The sequence below is a fragment of the Pseudomonas sp. BNK-44-b genome (genome assembly GCF_047456245.1).
Classification (GTDB): domain Bacteria; phylum Pseudomonadota; class Gammaproteobacteria; order Pseudomonadales; family Pseudomonadaceae; genus Aquipseudomonas; species Aquipseudomonas machongensis.
Genome location: NZ_CP179908.1, coordinates 1,977,949 through 1,999,747 on the forward strand (window position 1 = coordinate 1,977,949; position 21,799 = coordinate 1,999,747).

Annotated in this window: 17 protein-coding genes, 1 pseudogene and 1 riboswitch; of the genes and pseudogenes, 7 read left to right on the plus strand and 11 right to left on the minus strand. The window is 64.9% G+C overall.

Translation table 11 applies throughout. The features are described from left to right. Positions 1-142: 142 nt before the first annotated feature. From ACMGGG_RS08915 to ACMGGG_RS08930, 4 genes are all read right to left on the minus strand, one after another. Positions 143-1,042, minus strand: coding sequence for a LysR family transcriptional regulator (locus tag ACMGGG_RS08915; RefSeq protein WP_125930170.1), 900 nt, complete (start codon positions 1,040-1,042; stop codon positions 143-145). A 120-nt stretch (positions 1,043-1,162) separates the two neighbouring features. After that, the gene (locus tag ACMGGG_RS08920) at positions 1,163-2,062 is read right to left on the minus strand and encodes a hydroxymethylglutaryl-CoA lyase (protein WP_112898002.1); all 900 of its coding nucleotides are present in this window, start codon (positions 2,060-2,062) and stop codon (positions 1,163-1,165) included. A 20-nt stretch (positions 2,063-2,082) separates the two neighbouring features. Beyond that, positions 2,083-2,475, minus strand: coding sequence for a MerR family transcriptional regulator (locus ACMGGG_RS08925; RefSeq protein WP_054893249.1), 393 nt, complete (start codon positions 2,473-2,475; stop codon positions 2,083-2,085). Positions 2,476-2,528: 53 nt separating this feature from the next. After that, a complete protein-coding gene (locus ACMGGG_RS08930; RefSeq protein WP_063544460.1) occupies positions 2,529-3,413 on the minus strand; it encodes a helix-turn-helix domain-containing protein in 885 nt (294 codons plus the stop codon). A 165-nt stretch (positions 3,414-3,578) separates the two neighbouring features. Here ACMGGG_RS08930 and pobA point away from each other — a divergent pair, with 165 nt between their 5' ends. Continuing rightward, a complete protein-coding gene (gene pobA, locus ACMGGG_RS08935; protein ID WP_054893251.1) occupies positions 3,579-4,763 on the plus strand; it encodes a 4-hydroxybenzoate 3-monooxygenase in 1,185 nt (394 codons plus the stop codon). Between the two features lie 206 nt (positions 4,764-4,969). Here the strand turns inward: pobA and ACMGGG_RS08940 are convergent, their stop codons facing one another. Beyond that, positions 4,970-5,617: an ankyrin repeat domain-containing protein gene (locus ACMGGG_RS08940; RefSeq protein ID WP_112898004.1), complete on the minus strand. Its 648-nt coding sequence runs from the start codon at positions 5,615-5,617 to the stop codon at positions 4,970-4,972. A gap of 163 nt (positions 5,618-5,780) precedes the next feature. Between ACMGGG_RS08940 and ACMGGG_RS08945 the strand changes: the two genes are divergently transcribed. From ACMGGG_RS08945 to ACMGGG_RS08965, 5 genes are all read left to right on the plus strand, one after another. After that, positions 5,781-6,662, plus strand: a complete 882-nt coding sequence (locus ACMGGG_RS08945) for a LysR substrate-binding domain-containing protein (RefSeq protein WP_054893919.1) — start codon at positions 5,781-5,783, stop codon at positions 6,660-6,662. A 45-nt stretch (positions 6,663-6,707) separates the two neighbouring features. Then, positions 6,708-6,906, plus strand: a riboswitch (cobalamin riboswitch). A 98-nt stretch (positions 6,907-7,004) separates the two neighbouring features. After that, positions 7,005-8,072 (plus strand): cobalamin biosynthesis protein CobW, encoded by a 1,068-nt coding sequence (gene cobW / locus ACMGGG_RS08950; protein ID WP_054893920.1) that lies wholly within the window; start codon positions 7,005-7,007, stop codon positions 8,070-8,072. Between the two features lie 3 nt (positions 8,073-8,075). After that, entirely contained in the window at positions 8,076-11,825 is a 3,750-nt protein-coding gene (gene cobN / locus ACMGGG_RS08955; protein ID WP_414155305.1) for a cobaltochelatase subunit CobN, read from the plus strand. A 1-nt stretch (position 11,826) separates the two neighbouring features. Further along, positions 11,827-12,825 (plus strand): ATP-binding protein, encoded by a 999-nt coding sequence (locus ACMGGG_RS08960; protein ID WP_063544470.1) that lies wholly within the window; start codon positions 11,827-11,829, stop codon positions 12,823-12,825. A gap of 53 nt (positions 12,826-12,878) precedes the next feature. Next, positions 12,879-13,493 (plus strand): vWA domain-containing protein, encoded by a 615-nt coding sequence (locus tag ACMGGG_RS08965; protein ID WP_054893923.1) that lies wholly within the window; start codon positions 12,879-12,881, stop codon positions 13,491-13,493. A gap of 102 nt (positions 13,494-13,595) precedes the next feature. Here ACMGGG_RS08965 and ACMGGG_RS08970 read toward each other — a convergent pair whose 3' ends face one another. Continuing rightward, positions 13,596-13,865: a hypothetical protein gene (locus tag ACMGGG_RS08970; RefSeq protein WP_054893924.1), complete on the minus strand. Its 270-nt coding sequence runs from the start codon at positions 13,863-13,865 to the stop codon at positions 13,596-13,598. 332 nt (positions 13,866-14,197) lie between these two features. Between ACMGGG_RS08970 and ACMGGG_RS08975 the strand changes: the two genes are divergently transcribed. Next, entirely contained in the window at positions 14,198-15,523 is a 1,326-nt protein-coding gene (locus ACMGGG_RS08975; protein WP_054893925.1) for a sigma-54 dependent transcriptional regulator, read from the plus strand. A gap of 86 nt (positions 15,524-15,609) precedes the next feature. Here the strand turns inward: ACMGGG_RS08975 and ACMGGG_RS08980 are convergent. The 5 genes and pseudogenes from ACMGGG_RS08980 to ACMGGG_RS09000 form a co-directional block, all read right to left on the minus strand. Beyond that, a pseudogene (locus tag ACMGGG_RS08980) lies at positions 15,610-17,806 on the minus strand (LTA synthase family protein). 145 nt (positions 17,807-17,951) lie between these two features. Continuing rightward, on the minus strand, positions 17,952-19,232 hold the full coding sequence (locus ACMGGG_RS08985; protein ID WP_054893927.1) for a transporter: 1,281 nt from the start codon (positions 19,230-19,232) through the stop codon (positions 17,952-17,954). Positions 19,233-19,278: 46 nt separating this feature from the next. Further along, complete coding sequence (locus ACMGGG_RS08990; protein ID WP_054893928.1) at positions 19,279-20,025, minus strand: hypothetical protein; 747 nt, start codon at positions 20,023-20,025, stop codon at positions 19,279-19,281. A gap of 35 nt (positions 20,026-20,060) precedes the next feature. After that, positions 20,061-20,741, minus strand: coding sequence for a C39 family peptidase (locus ACMGGG_RS08995; RefSeq protein WP_054893929.1), 681 nt, complete (start codon positions 20,739-20,741; stop codon positions 20,061-20,063). A gap of 60 nt (positions 20,742-20,801) precedes the next feature. Further along, a complete protein-coding gene (locus tag ACMGGG_RS09000; RefSeq protein WP_054893930.1) occupies positions 20,802-21,767 on the minus strand; it encodes a hypothetical protein in 966 nt (321 codons plus the stop codon). Positions 21,768-21,799 lie beyond the last annotated feature (32 nt).

Below are 21,799 nucleotides of genomic sequence, written 5' to 3' on the forward strand. Positions count from 1 at the left end.
GGTGCTCCAGTGCAAGCAGTACGGTGTGAACAGGACCGTAGGCGTCTGGCGCAACGCTGTAAAAGTCTTTTTGGTTCTATGCTAATTATTCGTTTTAAGAATTATCTTTTTTGTTTTTATGCAAGGTGATCATTTAGCCGGGTCAGCTCGCTGCGCTGTTCAGGCGGGTGCCTGCCACGGCGCCGAACAGCTCCACCGGCTCCTGGAGGTTGCCCAGGTAGCGTGGATGGAACAGCCACAGGTCGACTTGCGGCTTGAAATCGCTGACGTTGACGATGTCCAGCAGGTCTCGATGGCGACTGGCAAGCAACAGCGGTTCGGGCACCAGGCCCAGGCCCTGGCCGTTGGCGACCAGCCCCAGTTGCAACTCGGTGCCGAAGGTTTCGAGGTTGATCGACAGTGACAACCCCTGTTCGCTCAATGCGCGCTGCAGCCCGGCGCGAAAGCCGCAACCATCGGGGTTGAGCACCCAGCCGCGGGTATAGCAGTCGCGCAACTTGTAGCTGCGCTTGCCGGCGCTGCCCTTGGCCGCGACCACCCGCAACGGCATACGCGTGATGGAGTGGCTGGCGATGCCCTCGGGGAAGATCTTGCCCGGTGGGAAGAGGGCCGCAGCGGCATCCAGCTCGCCGTTTTCCATGCGCGCGATCAGGCTGCTGCCCCAGCCGCTGGTGACCTGGGTGCGCAGCTCAGGGTAGGCCTGGCGGATCTGCGCCAGGGCCTCGAGCAGCACCACGTCGCCCAGTGTCTGCGGCACGCCCAGGCGCAGGGTGCCGGACGGCGCGCCATCGTTGGCCACCAGTTCGCGCAGGGCGTCGATTTCACGCAGGATGGCCTTGCACTGCTCGTACACACGCAGGCCCATGGGCGTGGGCTTGAGTGGCTTGGTGTTGCGGTCGAGCAAGGTGGCGCCGAGGTCTTCCTCGAAGTTCTGCACGCGCCGGGTGATGGCCGGCTGCGTCAGTTGCAGCGCTTCGGCGGCAAGGTTGGTCGACTGGCAACGGATGACGGCCACGAAGGCGTCCATGTCATCGATTTTCATATTCGGCGCTCACATATTGAGACTGGAGGACATACCCGCAGAGCATAATCCTGATGGTCGGGATTGTCACAGTTCGATGAGCGAGGCAAGCAGGGCGGCCTTCGCCGCCCGTGGCGAGCGTCAGCGGGCGTTGCGCGCCCGTGCCACCCGCGAGCCGTTGGCACGCCCCAGCACGTCGCTGATGCGCTGGCCGGCGGCGACCAGTTTGTCCAGGTCGATACCGGTCTCGATGCCGAGCCCTTGCAGCAGGTACAGCACGTCTTCGGTGGCGATGTTGCCTGTGGCGCCCTTGGCGTAGGGGCAGCCGCCGAGCCCGGCCACCGAGCTGTCGAACACGCTGATCCCTTCGAGCAGGCTGGCATAGACATTGGCCAGGGCCTGGCCGTAGGTGTCGTGGAAGTGGCCGGCAAGCTGCTCGCGCGGCACCTGCGCCGAGACCACCTCGAACAGGCGTCGGGTATCGCCGGCGGTGCCGGTGCCGATGGTGTCGCCCAGCGACACTTCGTAGCAGCCCATGTCGTGCAGGGCTCGGGCGACCGGGGCGACCTGCTCGGCGCTGACCTTGCCTTCATAAGGGCAGCCGAGCACGCAGGATACATAGCCGCGGACCCGGATACCCTGCTCGCGCGCGGCGTCCATGATCGGTTCGAAGCGCTGCAGGCTCTCGCTGATCGAGCAGTTGATGTTGCGCTGGGAGAACGCCTCGGACGCCGCGGCGAACACCGCCACCTCCTTCACCCCGGCTGCCAGTGCATCCTCGAAACCGCGCAAGTTCGGCGCCAGGGCCGCGTAGGTCACCCCGGCACGCTGGCGGATACCGGCAAACACCTCGGCCGATCCTCCCATTTGCGGCACCCACTTGGGCGAGACGAAACTGCCCACCTCGATGTAGGAGAGCCCGGCGTCGGTGAGGTCGTCCACCAGCCGCACCTTGTCGGCGACGCTGATGGGTTGGGCTTCGTTCTGCAAGCCGTCGCGCGGGCCGACTTCGACCAGGCGCACGTGTGCGGGCAATGACATGGCGGGGTTCCTGTGGCGAATCAGCGGTTATTGTTCAGGGTGGCGGCCAGCGCCTGCTCGCAGCGCTCCTGGGCGGTGTCCAGCTCCAGGTGCATCTGCTGGATATCGAGCATCTGCTGCTCCAGTTGCGCACGGCGTTCGGCGATCTTGGCCAGCATGCTGGTGAGCTGCTTGAGGTTGCCGCCGCTGGGGTCGTAGAGCTCGATCAGCTCGCGGCATTCGGCCAGCGAGAAGCCGATGCGCTTGCCGCGCAGGATCAGCTTGAGCGTCACCTTGTCACGCGCCGAATAGATGCGCTCCAGGCCGCGACGCTCGGGGCTCAGCAGACCCTGTTCCTCGTAGAAGCGGATGGCGCGGGTGGTGATGTCCAGCTCGCGGGACAGGTCGGAGATGCTGTAGGTCTGGCTGCTCATGCTCGGGCTCGGGGGTGGAATGTGAGTAAGCTAAAGGCAGGTTGACGTATACGTCAAGGTGATTGCGCAGTGCCGCTGCGTCGGTAGGCATTGGGCGTCTGGCCGCTGAGGCGCTTGAAGAAGCGTGCGAAGTAGGTGGGATCGCTGAAACCCAGGCTGTCGGACAACTGGCCGATGCTCATGCGTGTGTAGGTCAGGTTGCGCCGCGCTTCGAGCAGCAGGCGCTGGTGGATCACCTGCAGCGCGGTCTGCCCGCTCAGCGCGCGGCACAGCTGGTTGAGCTGCAGGCTGGTGATGCCCAGGCGTGCAGCGAACTCATCGACCGACAGGTGCTGGCGGTAATGCGCTTCGACCAGGCGCAGGTAGTGCCCGAGCAGGTGGCGGTCGCGCTCGTCGCGATTACGCGGTGCCTGGCCCAGTTGCTGGCGGCGGCTGATCCACACCATCAGGGCGGTCACCAGCGCCTGCAGCATGGCGGCGCGAGCGGGTGCGCTGCCCTGGTATTCCTGCTGCAAGGTGTCGATCAGCCCGCGCAGGCGCGTGCGGTCGCGGCCCAGCGGGTAGCAGGCCGCCGATGCCAGCACCGCCAGTGGTGCTCCCAGGCGCTGCTCGAGGTCGGCCACCAGCGCCGTACCGAAGGTCAGTACATGGCCCTGGATGTCGGCGCTGAAGCGAAAGCCATGCACCGTCAGCGGTGGCACCACCTGGATCGCCGCCTCGTGGATCTCGCTGCGTCGACCTTCTATTTCCACCAGCGCGTGCCCGCGCTGCACGTAGAGCAACTGGAACAGTTCGGCATGCTGGTGCGGCTTGATTTCCCAGTGGTGCAGGCGGCTGCGTGCGGGGATCGATTCGCAGTGCAGCAGATCGGTGCCGGGCCAGGCGTGGTTCTCGCCATAGAGCTGAAACAGCGGTACGCCGGGAAGGGAGGATTTCATGGTCGGGACACCTGTGCGCTGATCGCACGGAATTTTGAAAAGTGCAGATTTTCCATCGGATATGACACCTTTTCAGCTTTTTGCGCCAGTAAAAATGCAGGGGCTAACCCGAATAACGTATGCCGGCTGCCGCCAGTACGGCATCGACAAGGCGAGACAACAACAATGAAAACCCAGGTTGCAATCATTGGCGCCGGCCCTTCTGGCCTGCTGCTTGGTCAACTGCTGCACAAGGCGGGCATCGACACGCTCATTCTCGAACGCCAGACCCCTGAGTACGTGCTTGGCCGTATCCGCGCCGGTGTGCTGGAGCAGGGCACCGTTGACCTGCTGCGCGAGGCCGGGGTATCGGCGCGCATGGACCGTGAGGGGCTGGTGCACGAGGGTGTCGAACTGTTGGTGGCAGGGCGCCGCCAGCGCCTGGACCTCAAGGCCCTGACCGGCGGCAAGACGGTGATGGTGTACGGCCAGACCGAAGTCACCCGCGACCTCATGCAGGCCCGCGAGCAGAGCGGGGCGCCGATCGTGTATGGCGCGAGCAACGTGCAGCCGCACGGGCTCAAGGACGAGCGGCCCTACGTGACCTACGAGAAGGACGGCCAGTTGCACCGCGTCGAGTGCGATTACATCGCGGGTTGCGACGGTTTTCATGGCGTTTCGCGCCAGAGCATTCCACAGGGCGTGCTCAAGCAGTACGAGCGGGTCTATCCGTTTGGTTGGCTGGGGTTGCTGGCCGATACCCCGCCGGTCAACCACGAGCTGATCTATGCGCATCATGATCGTGGTTTCGTGTTGTGCAGCCAGCGGTCCACAACCCGCAGCCGATACTACCTGCAGGTGCCGCTGGACGAGCGGGTGGAGAACTGGCCCGATGCGCGTTTCTGGGACGAACTCAGGGCGCGTCTGCCCGAGGACGTCGCCGCGCGCCTGGTCACCGGCCCCGCGCTGGAAAAGAGCATCGCGCCGCTGCGCAGCCTGGTGGTCGAGCCGATGCAGTACGGGCACCTGTTCCTGGTGGGGGATGCGGCGCATATCGTGCCACCGACCGGGGCCAAGGGCCTGAACCTGGCAGCCTCGGACGTCAACTATCTGTATCGCATTCTGGTCAAGGTCTACCGCGAAGGCCGCACCGACCTGCTGGAGCGCTACTCGCCGCTGGCGCTGCGGCGGGTCTGGAAGGGCGAGCGTTTCAGCTGGTTCATGACCCAGCTGCTGCATGACTTTGGCGAGCACAAGGATGCCTGGGACCAGAAGATGCAGGAGGCCGACCGGGAGTACTTCCTGTCGTCCGAGGCAGGCCTGGTGAACATTGCCGAGAATTATGTGGGCTTGCCGTACGAGGAGGTGTAGCAACTGTCTCCCTCAAAATCTAAAGGCCCGCCCAATCCCCCTGTGGGAGCGGGCTTGCCCGCGAACACGGGCGTAGCCCGTGCCAGGCAGCGCGGTGTGTTTTTCGCGGGCAAGCCCGCTCCCACAAGAGGCCCCATAGCTTCTGAATACGGTGGTGTTACCCGTGGGAGCCAACTGTCTTTCACCTACCACCGACCAGCGCTTCATCAACGCTCCAGCAACGCCACCATCTCGGCATACCCGCGTGCCCGCGCATGCTCCAGCGCCGTCACGCCGTCCTTGTCGGCAATCGCCGGGTCCGCGCCTGCCGCCAGCAGCCGACGCACGATGTCCACATGACGCGGGCCGCCGTCGCCAAGGATCACTGCCTCCAGCAAGGCGGTCCAGTGCAACCGGTTGAGGTGGTTCACGTCCACGCCCGCGTCGATCAGTATCTGCACCGTTTCCACATGACCACGCTCGGCCGCGGGGATCAGCGCGGTGCCGCCGTAGCGGTTGGTGCTGGTGAGGTCGGCGCCGTGGGCCAGGGTCAGGCGCAGGATCTCGTTCAGGCCGCGGGCACCGGCATACAGGTAGGGGCTGTCGTGGATGTTGTCCTTGGCGTTGACATCGGCGCCGGCTTCGATCAGCACTTTGGCCGCGTCGATATGGTTGCTGTGGGTCGCCGCCAGCAGGGGCGTGCGCCCTTGGCCATCGCGGCTGTCGAGCGCCAGCGGTTCCTTGAGCAAGCGACGGATGGCAGGTGCATCGCCGCGCTGGGCGGCATAAAGCAGGCGGGTATCCATGGAGGTCGTCTCGGCGTGGGCGGCAAGGCAGGTGAAGGCCAGCAGGCAGGCGGCGAGGGTGTGGCGCATGCGTGGGGCTCCTGAGGCAAAACCTCATCCTAGGGAAAAAGTTGCCGGCGACTGAAACGAATTATCTGGATGACCGGTAGTGGATTTCCGAATGCATCAACGTTGCCCGCCGTGAAGGGCCATGCTAGAAGTCAGGCTCGTCATTTGAAAACCGAATACCCTCATGTCCATCAGCGTAAAACCGAATAGGGCTCTGTTCGACCTCGACCTGTTGCGCGCCATCGTCGTGGTCGCCGATTGCGGCAGCTTCACCACGGCGGCAGCGCGCCTGCATTCGACCCAGTCGACCATCAGCCAGAAGGTGCGACGCCTCGAGGAGATGGTCGGCCATCGCCTGCTGGTGCGTGGCAATCGCGACGTGCTGCCCACCGACGCCGGGCAGACGCTGCTTGGCTATGCCAGGCACATGCTGGCGCTGAACGACCAGATGCTCGAGGCCCTGGCCGGGGCCATGGTTGGTGTGACCGTGCGCCTTGGCGTGCCCGAAGATTTCGTCGGCGGGCGAACCACCAATGCGCTGTCGGCGTTCAGCCGCCTGCACCCGCAGGTCAAGCTGGAAGTCACCAGCGGTCTGTGCCGCGACCTGAGCCAGGCCTACGACAATGGCGAACTCGACCTGGTGCTGCTCAAGCAGCGGCGCAACAGCCGCGAGGGCGTGTCCTGCTGGCCCGAACGCCTGCAATGGATCGACAGCGTGCGCATGCCGGCCTTCGAGCTTGACCCGGTACCCTTGGTCACCTTTCCGCCGCGCGGGCTGTACCGCGAAGACATGATCCATGCCATCGAAGGCATGGGCCGCCGCTGGCGAATCAGCTTCACCAGCTCCAGCCTGTCCGGGATCCAGGCCGCGGTGGCCGACGGCATGGGCGTGAGCCTGCTGCCGCCGCGCGCGGCCACCGCCGAGCACCGGGTGCTGGGGGCGGCGCAAGGGTTGCCGGAGGTGGACAGCTACGAGATCGTCATCGTCCACCGGCCAACGGCCGACGTGATGGTCAAGGCCCTGGCGCAGGTGCTGACCGAGCTGCTGGCCGGGGATGGCATCTGAAGGCTCCGATCAGCGTCAGACGGTTGACCACCTGCGCACCACTGCGTAGCCTTGCCGCTTCGAGGTTCTCCGGCGCTGCCGGAGCTAAGACGGGAACGCGGTACAAGCCGCGGCTGCCCCCGCAACTGTAAGCACTGAACAGGTTCGACATAGCCACTGCGCCCACGCGCGGGAAGGCGTCGCCCTGACGGCTGGACGTCGTGCAGTGCAAGCCAGGAGACCTGCCTCGCAACGTTTTCGACTTTCAACCGGGCGGGGTGATCCGGTGGCGAGCGAGTCCGGCCGGTCGGCCGCGGCTTTCGTCCCGCATGCCCGCACCATTGCTGCCAAGGGCATCGCCACATGAAAACACTGGCCAAACTTCCCGTCACCATCGTCACCGGCTTCCTCGGCTCGGGCAAGACCACCTTGCTTCGCCACATGCTCGACAACGCCCAGGGGCGACGCATCGCGGTCATCGTCAACGAGTTTGGCGAGTTGGGTATCGACGGCGAGATCCTCAAGCAGTGCAGCATCGGCTGCACCGAGGAAGAGGCCAACGGCCGCGTCTATGAGCTGGCCAACGGCTGCCTGTGCTGCACCGTGCAGGAAGAGTTCTTCCCGGTGATGCGTGAGCTGGTCGCCCGTCGCGGTGACCTGGACCACATTCTCATCGAGACCAGTGGCCTGGCCCTGCCCAAACCGCTGGTGCAAGCCTTCCAGTGGCCGGAAATCCGCAATGCCTGCACCGTCGATGCGGTGATCACCGTGGTCGACAGCCCGGCCGTGGCCGCCGGCACGTTCGCCGCCTACCCGGACCAGGTCGACGCCCAGCGCAAGCTGGACCCCAACCTGGACCACGAATCCCCGCTGCACGAGCTGTTCGCCGACCAGCTGGCCAGTGCCGATCTGGTGGTGCTGAACAAGGCTGACCTGATCGACGCCGAGGGCCTGGCCAAGGTCCGCGCCGAAGTCGCCGAAGAACTGCCGCCGGCCGTCAAGGTGATCGAGGCCAGCAGCGGTCGCCTGCCGCTGGATGTGTTGCTGGGCGTAGGGGCCGAGTCCGAAGTGCATATCGATGGCCGTCGCACCCACCACGATTCGCACCACGACGGCGACGATCATGACGATCATGATCATGACGCCTTCGACTCCATCTCCATCGACCTGCCTGAAGCGGACGAAAGCCTGCTGCTCGATGCCCTGACGCAACTGGTCACCGAGTTCGGCATCCTGCGTGCCAAAGGTTTTGCCGCGATCCCCGGCAAGCCGATGCGCCTGTTGATCCAAGGTGTGGGCACGCGCTTCGACAAGCACTTCGACCGCGCCTGGCGCAGCGACGAGCCGCGCATCACCCGTCTGGTGCTGATCGGTCAGGACCTCGACGCGGCACAGTTGGAAGCGCGCCTGCGCCAGGCCCTGGGCGCCTGATCCATGCACCTGCTGCGGACCCAGCCCGGCGGTTTCGTGCCGGACGACAGCATTGCCGACCTTGGCCAGACGCCCGCCGAGCTGGTGATTCTCTGCAGCGGCGACTCTCACCTGGCACTGCTCGCCGAAACCGCCGAGCAGCTGCCGGACGATTTCCCCAGCCTGCGCCTGGCCAACCCCATGCAGGTGCAGAACCACGCCTCCGTCGACTTGTACATCGACGAGGTGTTGCGTCACGCCAAGGTGATCCTGGTGTCGCTGCACGGCGGTGTCGGCTACTGGCGCTATGGCGTAGAACAGTTGGTCGAACTCGCGGCGCGTGGCGTGCAGTTGATCCTGGTGCCCGGCGATGACCGCCCCGACCCCGAGCTGACGCAGTTGGGCACGGTGCCGACCGAGCAGGCCGAGCGGCTCTGGCACTACCTGCGCCAGGGCGGCAAGGCCAATGCGGTCAACCTGTTCAATTGCCTGGCCAGCCAGTGGCTGGGGCGCGACTATGCCTGGGACGAACCCCAGCCGCTGCCGCGCACCACGGTCTACCACCCCGGCAAGCCCAGTGCGGGGCTTGAAGACTGGTTCCCCGAGTGGCACCCGGAGCATCCGGTGGCGCCGATCCTGTTCTACCGCTCGCACCTGCAGGCCGCCAACACCGCGTTCATCGATGTGTTCTGCCAGCGCTTGCAGGCGGCCGGGCTGAACCCATTGCCGATCGCAGTCGCCAGCCTCAAGGAGTCGGCCTGTCTGGAACAGGTCGAGGCGTGGCTCGACGAGGTCGGCGCCGAGGTGGTGATCAACACCACAGGCTTTGCCTTGTCCAGCCCGGAGCGGCCCAACCTGCGCCCGCTGCGCCGCGACGTGCCGGTGTTGCAGGCGATCTGCGCCCAGGACAACCAGCCCGGCTGGGAAGCCAGCGAGCAGGGCCTGGGCGCGCGTGACCTGGCGATGCACATCGCCTTGCCGGAGCTGGACGGGCGCATCATCACCCGGCCGGTCAGTTTCAAGGACCTGGCCTGGCGCAGCGAGCGCAGCCAGTCCGATGTGGTCTGCTACAAGGCCCATTCCGAACGCATGGATTTCGTCGCCGAACTGGCGCGGCGCTGGGTCGAGCTGGCGCGACTGCCCAATGCCCAGAAGCGTGTGGCGCTGGTGCTGGCCAACTATCCGACCCGCGACGGGCGTATCGGCAATGGCGTAGGGCTCGACACACCGGGCGCCGCGCTGAACATCCTGCATGCCCTGCAGGCCGAGGGCTACCCGGTTGCGGGCCTGCCGCAGACGGGCACGGCGCTGATCCACGAACTGCTCGGCGGCGTGACCAACGACCTGGACCACCTCGACCAGCGTCCCTGTGCCCAGAGCCTGTCCCTGGACGACTACCTGGCGGCCTTCGCCTGCCTGCCCGAGGCCAACCAGCAGGCGGTGCGCGAACGCTGGGGCTCGCCCGAGCAAGACCCGATGTTCCGCAACGGCCGGATGATGATCGCCGGGCTGCGCTACGGCCTGACCTTCGTCGGCATCCAGCCGGCCCGGGGCTACCAGGTAGACCCGAGCGCGGTGTATCACGACCCGGACCTGGTGCCGCCGCACGGCTACCTGGCGTTCCATTTCTGGTTGCGCAACGGCTTTGCCGCCGATGCGCTGATCCATGTCGGCAAGCACGGCAACCTGGAGTGGCTGCCCGGCAAGGGTGTCGGACTGTCCGCCGAGTGCTGGCCGGATGCGCTGCTCGGCCCACTGCCGAACATCTACCCGTTCATCGTCAACGATCCCGGTGAAGGTGCCCAGGCCAAGCGCCGCACCCAGGCGGTCATCATCGATCACCTGATGCCGCCGCTGACCCGCGCCGAAACCTACGGGCCGCTGCGGCATCTGGAGCAGCTGGCCGACGAATACTACGAGGCGCAACTGCTCGACCCGCGCCGCGCCCGCGAGCTGCAGCGCGACATTCTCGAACTGGTCAAGGCCAACCATATTGACCGTGACCTGCAGCTCGAAGGGCAATTGGACGATGCGGCTGTCTGGCTGCCGCGCCTGGACACTTATTTATGCGACTTGAAAGAGTCGCAGATTCGCGATGGCTTGCATGTCTTTGGTCAGTCGCCGCAGGGGCGCCTGCGCAGCGATACGCTGCTGGCGCTGCTGCGGGTCGATCGGGGTGACGGCCGCGGTGGCAATGCCAGCCTGCTGCGCGCACTGGCACGTGCTCTGGAACTGGCGTTCGACCCGCTGGACTGCGACCTTGGCCAGGTTTGGCAAGGGCCGCGTCCCGAGCTGCTGCAGGCGCTGGATGCTGCGTTGTGGCGCACCCAGGGTGATACCCGTGAACGTCTGGAGATGCTCGCCTTGGCCCTGATCGAAGGGCGCCTGGCAGCACCCGATACCGCGCAATGGCAGGCGGTGCATGCCGTGCTGCAGGCACTCGCCGACGAAGTCGCGCCGAACCTGGATGCCTGTGGCGCCGCCGAGATCGACGGCCTGCTCGCGGCCCTGGCCGGGCGTTTTGTGCCGGCAGGCCCCAGCGGCGCACCCAGTCGCGGGCGTCTGGACGTGCTGCCTACCGGACGCAACTTCTACACCGTGGACGTGCGCAACCTGCCCACCACCACCGCCTGGCGCCTGGGCTTTGCCTCGGCCAGCCTGATCCTCGAGCGTCACCTGCAGGAGCATGGTGATCACCTGCGTCAGCTCGGGCTGTCGGTCTGGGGCACGGCGACCATGCGCACCGGCGGTGACGATATCGCCCAGGCCATGGCGCTGATGGGGGTGAGGCCGGTATGGGCCACCGGCAGCCAGCGGGTCGATGACTTCGAAATCCTGCCCCTGAGCCTGCTCGATCGCCCGCGGGTCGATGTAACCTTGCGCGTGTCGGGGTTCTTCCGCGATGCCTTCGGCAACCTGATCCGCCTGTTCGACGCGGCGGTACAGGCCGTGGCGGCGCTGGATGAGCCGGACGACCTCAATCCGCTGGCTGCCCGTGTGCGTGCCGAGCGCGCGGCGCTGCTGGCGCAGGGTGTCGATGCCGAGCAGGCCTCGCGCCAGGCGGGTTGGCGGGTGTTCGGCGCCAAGCCGGGTGCCTATGGCGCGGGTGTGCAGAACGCCATCGACGGACGCCTCTGGCAGGGGCGCGCCGACTTGGCCGAGGTCTACCTCAACCATGGCGGCTATGCCTATGGTGCTGCCGATGAAGGCACGCCGGCACGGGCCCAGTTCGCCCAGCGCCTGGGGCAGGTCCAGGCGGTGTTGCAGAACCAGGACAACCACGAGCACGACCTGCTCGACTCCAATGACTACTACCAGTTCCAGGGCGGCATGCTCGCAGCTGCCGAAACCCTGGCCGGCGCCACGGTCGCCAGCTACCACGGCGACCACAGCCAGGTCGATCGCCCGCGTATCCGCACCCTCAACGAGGAGCTGAACCGGGTGATCCGCGCGCGTGCGCTGAACCCGAAATGGATCGACGGGGTCAAGCGTCACGGCTATAAAGGTGCCTTCGAACTGGCGGCGACGGTCGACAACCTGTTCGCCTTCGATGCCACCACTCACATGATCGACGATCACCATTACCAGTCGCTGGCCGATGCCTACGTGCTCGATCCGGCGACCCGAGCATTCATGCGCGAGCATAACCCGCACGCCTTGCACGATCTGACCGAACGGTTGCTGGAAGCCCAGCAGCGCGGTCTGTGGCAGGCCCCGGGCGATTACCGCGAGGCCCTCGAGCAGCAGTTGCTCGACGGCGAGGAAGAGGCCTGAAATGACCGAACCCCTGCAGTTCCCCCTGGCCGCCGTGGTCGGTGCCGAAGACCTCAAGCTGGCGCTGTGCCTGACCGCCATCGACCCGAAGATCGGCGGTGTGCTGATCGAAGGTCCGCGTGGCATGGCCAAGAGCACCTTGGCCCGGGGCCTGGCCGATCTGCTCGGCGCAGGCCCCTTCGTGACCCTGCCGCTGGGCGCGACCGAAGAACGGCTGGTCGGTACTCTGGATCTTGATGCTGCGCTGGGGCAGGGCAAGGCACGCTTCTCGGCGGGCGTGCTGGCCCAGGCGGACGGTGGGGTGCTCTATGTGGATGAGGTCAACCTGCTGCCCGACCCGCTGGTGGACCTGCTGCTGGATGTGGCGGCCAGCGGCACCAACCGTGTCGAGCGCGACGGTATCTCGCACCGTCACGCCGCGCGTTTCGTGCTGATCGGCACCATGAATCCGGAAGAGGGCGAGCTGCGTCCGCAGTTGCTCGACCGTTTCGGCTTGAACATCGCCCTTGAAGGCACGCCTGAGCCGAACGACCGTCAGCAGATCATCCGCCGCCGCCTGGCATTCGACAGCGACCCCGAGGCCTTCTGCGCGCAGTGGGCAACGGCCCAGGCGCAGTTGCGCGACCGCTGCCAGCACGCACGTGAGCGCCTGCCGGCCATTGCCCTGGACGACCAGGCGCTGGCCTGGATCACCGAGCGTTGTTTCGCTGCGGGTGTCGATGGCCTGCGTGCCGACCTGGTCTGGTTGCGGGCGGCTCGCGCCCATGCCGCGTGGCGCGGTGCTGCGGCCATCGGCGAGGAAGATGTAGAGGCTGTGGCCGAATTTGCCTTGCGCCATCGCCGCCGTAGCGCAGAGCCGCCCACTGGCTCGAACACGCCACCTCAGGGCGGCCAGCAGTCGCAAGACCCGAGTGGACAAGGTGACTGGGGGGCAATGGAGGCACAACCGGTGAGCGCAGGTGCCCGGCGTGAGGTGCCGAACTGGGCAAAAAAGCCCTGAGCATCCGCGCACGAAGTGGTTCAGCGGCGGATGCCAGGCCCCGTGCCGGAAAACTGACAGGTGCCAGCCGTGGACGCGCCCGTGCAGCCGCTGATGGTCGGGTCGCCTGGCTGCCGACCCTGCTCAAGGGGCGGCCTCGCCGTGTCGAGGACCTGTGCTGGCAGCAACGCCGTGGGCAAGCGCCGGAACTGTGGTTGGTGATCGTCGATGCGTCGGCGTCAACCCGCCGCCACCAATCCCTTGCGCAAGCCAAGGGGCTGCTGGAGACCTTCTTCGACCAGGCCTACCGCCAGCGTGCGCGCCTGGCGTTGCTGACCGCCAGCGGCAGCACACCACAGTGGCAGCGTCATGGCCTGAAGGCGTCGGCTGCGCTTCAGCCCTGGCTGCGTGCGCTCGGGGCAGGAGGCGGCACGCCGTTGCTCGCGGCCCTGGAAGAGGCGCGCCAGTGGTTGCTGCGCCGTGGCAAAGCGCACCCCGGGGAGGTCCAGCGCTGCCTGGTGCTGACCGACGGGCGCCTGCAACGCTGGAAGCCTGTGCAGCCGATGCCCTGTGCCTGCGTGCTGGTCGATATCGAGACGGCGCCGGTGCGCCTGGGGCGGGCACGGCAACTCGCTGCGCAACTGCAGGCGGATTACCAGCATGTCGAGCAGTTCAACGTTGTTGAATAAAGTGGGCGCGCGACAATAAGTCGCACAAACTGAAAGTTGCCGAAGCGGCAGGGGGAAAGTTGCACAAGTGCGCGACAAGACGCGCACCTGTGCGTCGGCAAGTTATGCCTTGGGCATGGACCAGGGTTGCAGGTCGTAGCCTTTTTCGAACAGCTCGGCGCGGACTTCCTCGATCAGGCTGGCCCATTGTGCAGGGTCCGAATAGATGCGCGAGGATACCTGCTTGCTGCCGATGCGGGTGCTGGTCCGGTCGATCACTGCCAGGCTCAGTTCACCAGTACCGTTGGGTGCATCCCAGGCAACGCACTGGAAGGGTTCGAAGGCGTGGTCGGCGATCAGCAGTGCTTCGTTGACACGGAGCGGGGCATTCATGGTTCGGTCTCTCTTGTAGTCCCAAACAGCAAATGTGTGTCCGCGCGGGTAAAGAAATGAACGATTGCAGCGCGGGGTTATTGGTACTGATGCTCCGGGTCGTGGGTGAAGTCACATGGCAGTCGAAAATTTTTTTATAACGGTAAAAGTTATCCGTTGTATGTGCCGCCTGTGACGCCGGTTATTGGCAAAAATTCCAGGTTCGCTTTGTGTGACGGCATTTGGCAGACAAACGGTAGTGGGCACCGTCAGGTTCGTTGCTACTGTTAATTCGGGCGCCGCAACTTACTGTTTCTAATTAAAAAACTGAAAATTGGCGCCAAGGATAGGTCATGCTTGAACCTGCATCCCAACGCCGTCTGCTGATTGTCGACCCCTGCGACGATTGCCACCGTCTACTGCCGGGCCTGCGGGGCGCCGGTTGGGATGTGCGCAGTTGCACCCTGGGTGCTGCGCTCGAACATCCTTGTGACGTCGGCCTGTTGCGATTGCAGGCCTCGCACCTGCGTCACCAGGATGCCGTCAAGGATCTGATCAAGCGCAGCAATACCGAATGGATCGCCGTGCTCAGCGCCGAAGAGTTGCGCATGCAGAACGTCGGCGATTTCGTCTGTGAGTGGTTTTTTGACTTCCATACCCTGCCATTCGATGTTTCCCGGGTGCAGGTCACCCTCGGGCGGGCGTTCGGCATGGCGCGCCTGCGTGGCAAGGGGGCAGTGCGGGTCGATGAGCCCGAGCACGAACTGCTCGGCGAGAGCCGACCCATCCGCGAGTTACGCAAGCTGCTCGGCAAGCTGGCGCCGACCGAGTCGCCCGTACTGATCCGTGGCGAGAGCGGCACCGGCAAGGAGCTGGTGGCGCGTACGCTGCATCGTCAGTCGCAGCGGCATGACAAGCCCTTCATTGCGATCAATTGCGGGGCCATCCCCGAACATCTGATCCAGTCCGAGCTGTTTGGCCACGAGAAAGGCGCTTTTACCGGCGCGCATCAACGCAAGGTCGGGCGTATCGAGGCGGCGCACGGCGGTACGCTGTTCCTCGACGAGATTGGCGACCTGCCTCTGGAGTTGCAGGCCAATCTGCTGCGTTTTCTGCAGGAAAAGCACATCGAGCGCGTCGGCGGTAGCCAGCCGATTCCGGTGGATGCGCGGGTGCTGGCGGCGACCCACGTGGACCTGGAGCAGGCGATCGAGCGTGGCAGGTTTCGTGAAGACCTGTACTACCGGCTCAATGTTCTGCAAGTGGTGACTGCGCCTCTGCGCGACCGCCACGGTGACCTGTCGATGCTGGCCAGCCATTTCTCGCATTTCTACAGCCTGGAAACCGGGCGACGGCCGCGTTCGTTCAGCGACAATGCCCTGGCGGCCATGGGGCGCCACGAGTGGCCGGGCAACGTACGCGAACTGGCCAACCGTGTACGTCGCGGACTGGTGCTGGCCGAGGGACGGCAGATCGAGGCGCAGGACCTGGGGTTGCAGGTGCTGGAGGAAGCCGAGGCGCCGCTAGGGACGCTGGAGGACTACAAGCACCGGGCTGAACGCCAGGCGCTGTGCGATGTGCTCAACCGCCACAGTGACAACATGAGCATCGCGGCGAAGGTGCTGGGGGTTTCCCGACCGACCTTCTACCGCTTGCTGCACAAGCATCAGATCCGCTGAATCCTTCAGGAGCGGCGGTTCGGCGCTCCGACTTGCCCGCGAAAAAGACACCGCGATGCCTGGCACGGATCACGCCCACTTTTGATTCAACTCGACTGCGCGATGTGGCCGTCGTCCTGTATTTCCTCGATCACGTCCTCTTCTCCCGGCAGGGCGGTGATCACGCTGAAATCGCTGACTTCCACTTCACCCCCGCCATAGCCGAGCAGGTGGAAGGAGAACGCCTTGCGCTCGATGGGGTTGTCGAAGCCGAACTCCAGCTCCATCGGCTGGTCGGCCGTGACCAGGATCTCCTCGGGCAACCCCAGCGGTACGTCCTGTTCCTGCTGCTTGGCCTTGAGCTGGATGTGCGCCCGGTGGGCAGGGTCGAGCGAGCGCACCTTGACCCGCACGCGGGTGTGCGAGCCTTGGGGCATTTCCAGGTACTGCGCGCCGATCAGATTGTCGGCCCAGTCGTCACGAATGCGCTTGTGCAGAGGAATGGCCGACGGCCCGCCGAACTGGTAGCGCAGGTTCAACGGGGTTTGCAGCAACGACCCGTCCAGCACGCCGGCCAGCGCTGTGATCTGGCGCCCCAGTGGGGCTTCGCCGCGGCCGAGGAACTGCGCCTGGTCGGCGATGAATCCCTCGCTTGCGTAGCGTCGGCAGCGTTGCTGGAAGTCGCATTCGCTGAAGGTGCCGCGGCCATCGTGGTAACGCAGCATGCCGTTGGTGAAAGAGATCATTTCCCGGCCGCTGTCGTAGTCGCGGTACAGCGAGCGACCGGCCAGGGCGGCGGGAATCGGCAGCGCGAAGTAGTCGAGCAGCGAAGTGGCAAGGTCGACATGGCCGTAGGTGCCGGGCTTGATCTTCGGCAACTGTGCCTGTTCGGGTGCGAGGGTGAGGTTGAAGCCCCAGGACGAGGCCAGGCGCACACCGTCGATGCCGTGGGACTCGTCCGAAGTGATGACCACCAGGGTGTCCTTGAGCACGCCCTGGCGTTCGAGGGCGTCGAGGAACGCGCCCAGGGCGTCGTCCAGGTAGGCGACCGCCGCCTGTTTGGCGCTGTCGTAGCGTTGCAGGTAATCGTCTGGTGCGGAGTAGGGCTGGTGGGTGCCGACCGTGAGCAGGGTCAGCATCCACGGCTGGCGCTGTTTGCGCAGCTCACCGACATAGCCCAGCGCGCCCTCGAAGAAGGCCTTGTCGTCCTTGCCCCAGGGGAACTCGAGGTAGTTGTCGTTGCGGAACCACTCAAGGCCGTGCACCGAGTCGAAGCCGATGTGCGGCATGATCCGGTCCTTGGCCATGAAGCGCAGGCCGGCGCCCTGCAGGTAGTGGGTGCTGAAGCCGGCCTGGCGCAGTTGTGCGGGCAGGCAGGCCTGGTTGCGCAGGTCCTGGGTCAGCAGCTCGACACCCTTGGGCGTGCCGTTGGCGAGCTTGTCGTAATCGCCGCAGAGCATGGCGTACAGGCCACGAATGGTCTGATGGGTGTGCAGGACATAATCGGGTGTGTTCATGCCGCGTTCGGCCCAGCGGCTGAGGTTGGGCATCAGGTCGTCATCGAAACGGCTGTGCAGGGCTTGCCGGTTGGCGCGCACATAGGCGCCGGGGATCCCTTCGAGGGTAATGACCAGCAGGTTGCGTGCGCTGCCGGGGGCTTCGAACAGCCTGCGGCCGTCGAGGTCGGCCTGGGTCAGGCCTGGCGCTGGGCAGCGGTGTGACCGTCAGGTCGTGGCCCAGCCAGGCCTGTGCCTTGAGTTGCAGGTCGCTGGTGCCTGCCGAGAGCAGTTGATGGGAGAGATTGTACTGACGCCACTGGTCGGCATCGGAAGGTATCAGATGCTCGCTGCCCCAGTGCGCGGCGAGCAGTACTGCAGGGGCGGCCCAGGCCGCACGTGGCAACGCCGGGGCGGATTGGCCGCGCTGCAGCCAGCGGGTCAGCAGCCAGACGAAAAGGCCGGCACCGAGGGTCCAGGGCAGCCAGGGGTGAGCAAGGGCTCCGCCGGTGGAGTTTTCCATGAACTGTGGGTCGAACAGATAGCCCAGATCGCTGCTGTTCGGCAGGCGCCCGACCGCACTGACCAGCTCGGCCGAAGCCACCAGCAGCCCACCCCAGGCCAGCAGCACCGGCAGCGCCAGCCACCAGGGGCTGCGCTGCAACAGCAGTACCAGCAGGATGCCGATCGCCAGGTCCGACAGGTACCCCAGCGGATCGGACCAACCCAGCAGTGCGCGGGCGGCCAGGGGGATCACCACGACCAGCACTGCCAGGGTGGCGAGCCGAGCGCGGGGATGGCCAAGCATGTTCTTCACGAAACGTCCTTCCTTGCCATGAAACAGTCACAAAAATGTGCTGCATCATAACAGGCCCCTCACGGGAAGGCCGGATGCGACAAGGTTGGTTACCAATTGAAGTGCAGGGGCGCGAGGCGCCCCCGGGCTGGATGGATCAGAAGTAGTAGGGGAATTTCAGGCTGAAGGTGAAGTCCGGTGCATCGTCGGTCAGGCCGATCGACAGGTTCGGCACGATGGTCAGGTTGTCGGTGGCCGCGAGGGTCATGCCGACGTTGAAGTAGGCGGCGTTGGCATCGCTGCTCTTGACGTCGGCCCAGCTGTCGCCGGTTTCCGCGGACTTGATCCGCGAGCGCCGGGCGATCAGGTCCGAGACCGAGAACGACATCGACATCTTCTCGTTGAGGGCGAAGGCCACGCCTGCACCGATCTGGAAGCTGTCGCCGATCTTCACCTTGCCCGGTACTTTTTGGTTGATCGTCGAGCTGACGTCGCTGAACGAATCCTCGAAGGTGTGGGTGTACGACAGGCTGCCGAACAGCACTGCCGGGTCGAAGGTCTTGACCAGCGAGATACCTGGGGTGATCGACCAGACACCGTTGCCGGTGGGCAGGTCTTCTGGGTAGCTGAGGCTGTCGTTCTCGGTGTCGCGCAGCAGCTTGATACCGAATGGATCCTTGCCGGTCGGTGCCTTGACCCGCACGCTGAACACCGCATCGGGGGTGTTCTCCGACTCGTCGAGGAACTTGTAGGCGACGCCGAAGTTGACGTCGCCAAGGGTTGGGTCGCGGGTGATGGTGCGTTCGGAAATACCCTGGGCGTTACCGCCGACACCCCCTGACTGGTAGGTCGACTCGCGGTAGACGATCGGCACGTTGACGTCGAACTGCCAGCGGTTGTCGAGGTTGTAGCGCGCGGTGAGGTCGAGCGTCCAGTTGTCGGCCTTGATCCGGTCCAGGTTGATGTTGCCCAGGAAGATCGAGTCCAGCGCGAGGAAGCCGTTGAGAATCAGTTGGCGGGTGTCGTAGCGGGCATAGGTAATGCCGGTCTCGACGCTGAACTTGCCGCCACCGAAGAAGCCACTGGCTTCGTCGTAGAGGTTGGACACACTCTGCGCCGGCTCCGAATCATCCTTGAGCGACTCGCCATAGGATGAACCGCTGCCGCCAGATGCGGCGATCGCCTGGTTGTTGCGCGGCTCGGAAGCCGGCGAGCGGGTCAGGCGCTTGGGGGGTGGGGCGGCGGGTTGCTCTTCGACCTGGCGAACGCGCTGTTCGAGCACCATCAGCGCCTGTTGCTGCGCTTCGTAGCGCTGCTTGAGCGCAGCCAGTTCGGCTTTCAGCGCGTCTACCTGAGGGTCACTGGCTGCGTAGAGCAGTGACGATGGTACCAAGGTCCCCAGGCAGACAACTGCCCCCAATGACAACGATCGATGCATAAGTTAGCCGTCCCTTCCAACTGCGATGATTGAGACGAAGCGTAGATCAATATCCTGAAACACGAAGGCCCTTGAGTTGATCAAGATTGCAGTTCAGCGCACCTGCCGAAGGCAGGTTGTCGCGCAGCACCACATTGAGCTGTGTCAGGTTGCTGACCGCGTTGCTGCCGCCCAGCAAGGTGGTGGCCTGGAGCAGCCCACCATCGGCCAGGCGTTGCAGGCTTTGCCCTTGATTGTTGTTGGCCTGGATGGCCATCTGGATCCCGCTGCCACTGTTCGAAACGCTGAGCGTGCCGGCGTTGTTGCTGGTGCTGAGGGTGGTGCCTGCGGCCAGGACCTGGCCTTGCGGTACGCCGGCATCAGCGACCTGGCTGGCCTCGCGAACATTGATGGCGACATCGTTATAGGCGCTGTTGTTGTCGCCGGCCGCGCGCACCGACTGGGTCACGCCCTGGGTAGTGTTGACCAGGCCTGCGCCGCCGTTGACCAGGCCATTGCCGCGGCCAGGGGCGTTGCCCGAGCCGTTCTCGCCGGTCATCGACACGTAGAACTGCGGCTTGATCACGTTCTGCTGGACCTGCAGGGTCGTCGTGGCGCCGATGCGATCACCGGCGGCGTTCTGCCAGGTGCTGCTCATGACGACACCGAAACTGATGATCCGTCCCGGCATCACGTACTTTCCACGCAGTTGGGCAAGCTCCTGGTCCTTGACCTCGATGGGCTTGAACACCTGTGCGTGGGCGGGGAGGCTGGCAGCCAGGCATGCTGCGACCAGCCAGGTGGTAGTCTTCATCGCTGCTCCCCGGGACTTCGTGCCCCTTGTAATCGTCAGAAGAAATCGCTCTGGATGAAACCGAACTCCATCAGTTGCGCGTCTTCTACCGGATAGAAACCGTTGACGCGGTTCTTCGCGGTCAGAGGTGCCGGCGGGTCGAGCAGGGCGTTGGCCTTGTCGTAGCCGGGGCCGATGACGGCGAAGATGATGCCGTTCCAGCCTTTGAGGAAATCGTCGAATTTGTAGCGTTTGTGGCCCAGGACAGGGTCGCCGATATAGGCCCAGCCCTTGTCGATGCGCTGCAGCACCACGAAGTGCTTGTAGCCACGGATGTCCATCAGCACGATCACCGGAATGCTCACCTTTTCCAGGGTGTCGGGTTCGACCCGATAGCCCCGGGCGCGCATGCCGATGCTTTCGACGTAGCGCTTCATGTCGAGCATGGAGAAACCCTGCACCTTGACGGTGTCCTGGTCGGAATGGGCGAGCATGCCTTCGATGACCTGGTGTTCGTCCACGTCGAGCCAGTAGGCCTGCTTGAGGACGGTGGCCAGGGCGGCGGCGCCGCAGCTGAAATCGGTCTTCTGTTGCACAAGGTCGGCGAAGCGCCGCTCACGCAGGCTCTGCACCGGCTTGTAGACGAGGGTGCCGCCTGGCAAGGCGGCAATCGGCATCTGTGCCGCTTCTACGAGACCGGCCAGGAACATGAGTGTGGCAAGCAGGACAATGCGCATGACCTTCTCCACCGGGTAGAGACAGGGAAAGGGGCCCTGAAGGGCCCCGATCGGCTGCTGTTACATGCAGGCTTTGCAACCTGCGGCGATGGACAGCGAGTTGGTCTGCTGGTTGCCGCTGCCGGCCGAGACGTTGGCGCCGACGTTGCCCGACACGCCATTGAGCGAGTTGCTCAGGTTGGCGTTGTTGGTCACAGGGTTGCGCCAGCCGGTGGGGGTCAGGACCTGATAGGAGGCAACACCGGCCAGGCCGAAGGTGCCTTCTTCGTGGAACTTCAGCGGGTCCTTGTCGACATGGGTGTTGCCATGGCGATCGCGGCTGCTTTCGTCTTCGACGTAGCCATAACCATTGCCTTGGTAGTGGCCGTAGGCAGCGAAGGTGGAGGTGAGGGTTTCCTTGCTGTAGGTACGGTCGGCCTTGTTGGTGACGTTCAGGCCGCCGACGTTCTGGTTGGCTGCACCGGTGGCGGCAGCGACACGGCCGCCGGACACGGCGATGGCCATGTTGTTTTTCTGTTGGTTGAAGTCCCCGGCGGTCACGTTGATACCGATGTTGCCGGAGCTGCCGTTGGCCGAACCGGTGAGGTTGGCGTTGTTGGAGGTGGAGTAGTTCTTGACGGTGTTGCCACTGTTGGTCTGAGTGGCTTGAGCCATGGCCACGGCACTGCCGAAGATGAAGTTCTCATCGGCGGTGGCGATCGCGGCAACGTTGTCCTGCTGGTTGCCGTCGCCGGCTGCGACGTTGGCGCCCAGGTTGCCTTGGGAACCGTTGGCCGAGTTGTCCATGCGGGCATCGTTGCGGGTGCCTTGGTTCAGCACACGGTTGCCGGAGTTGTTCTGGGTGTCCAGAACGGTGGCGGCAGAACCGGCGTTCACCAGCAGGGACAGCAGCAGGCTTTCGTTGTTGTTATGGCCGTTGTTGTGGCCGCCGTGGTTGTCGTTGCCACGGCCGCCGGCTTGTGCAGCAACTGCCATGACCGCAGCGAGGGCGAATACCAGAGGCTTGAGTGCCATTTTTGGTTTCATGGTGTTTCTCCGCTTATATTTTCGTTGTTAAG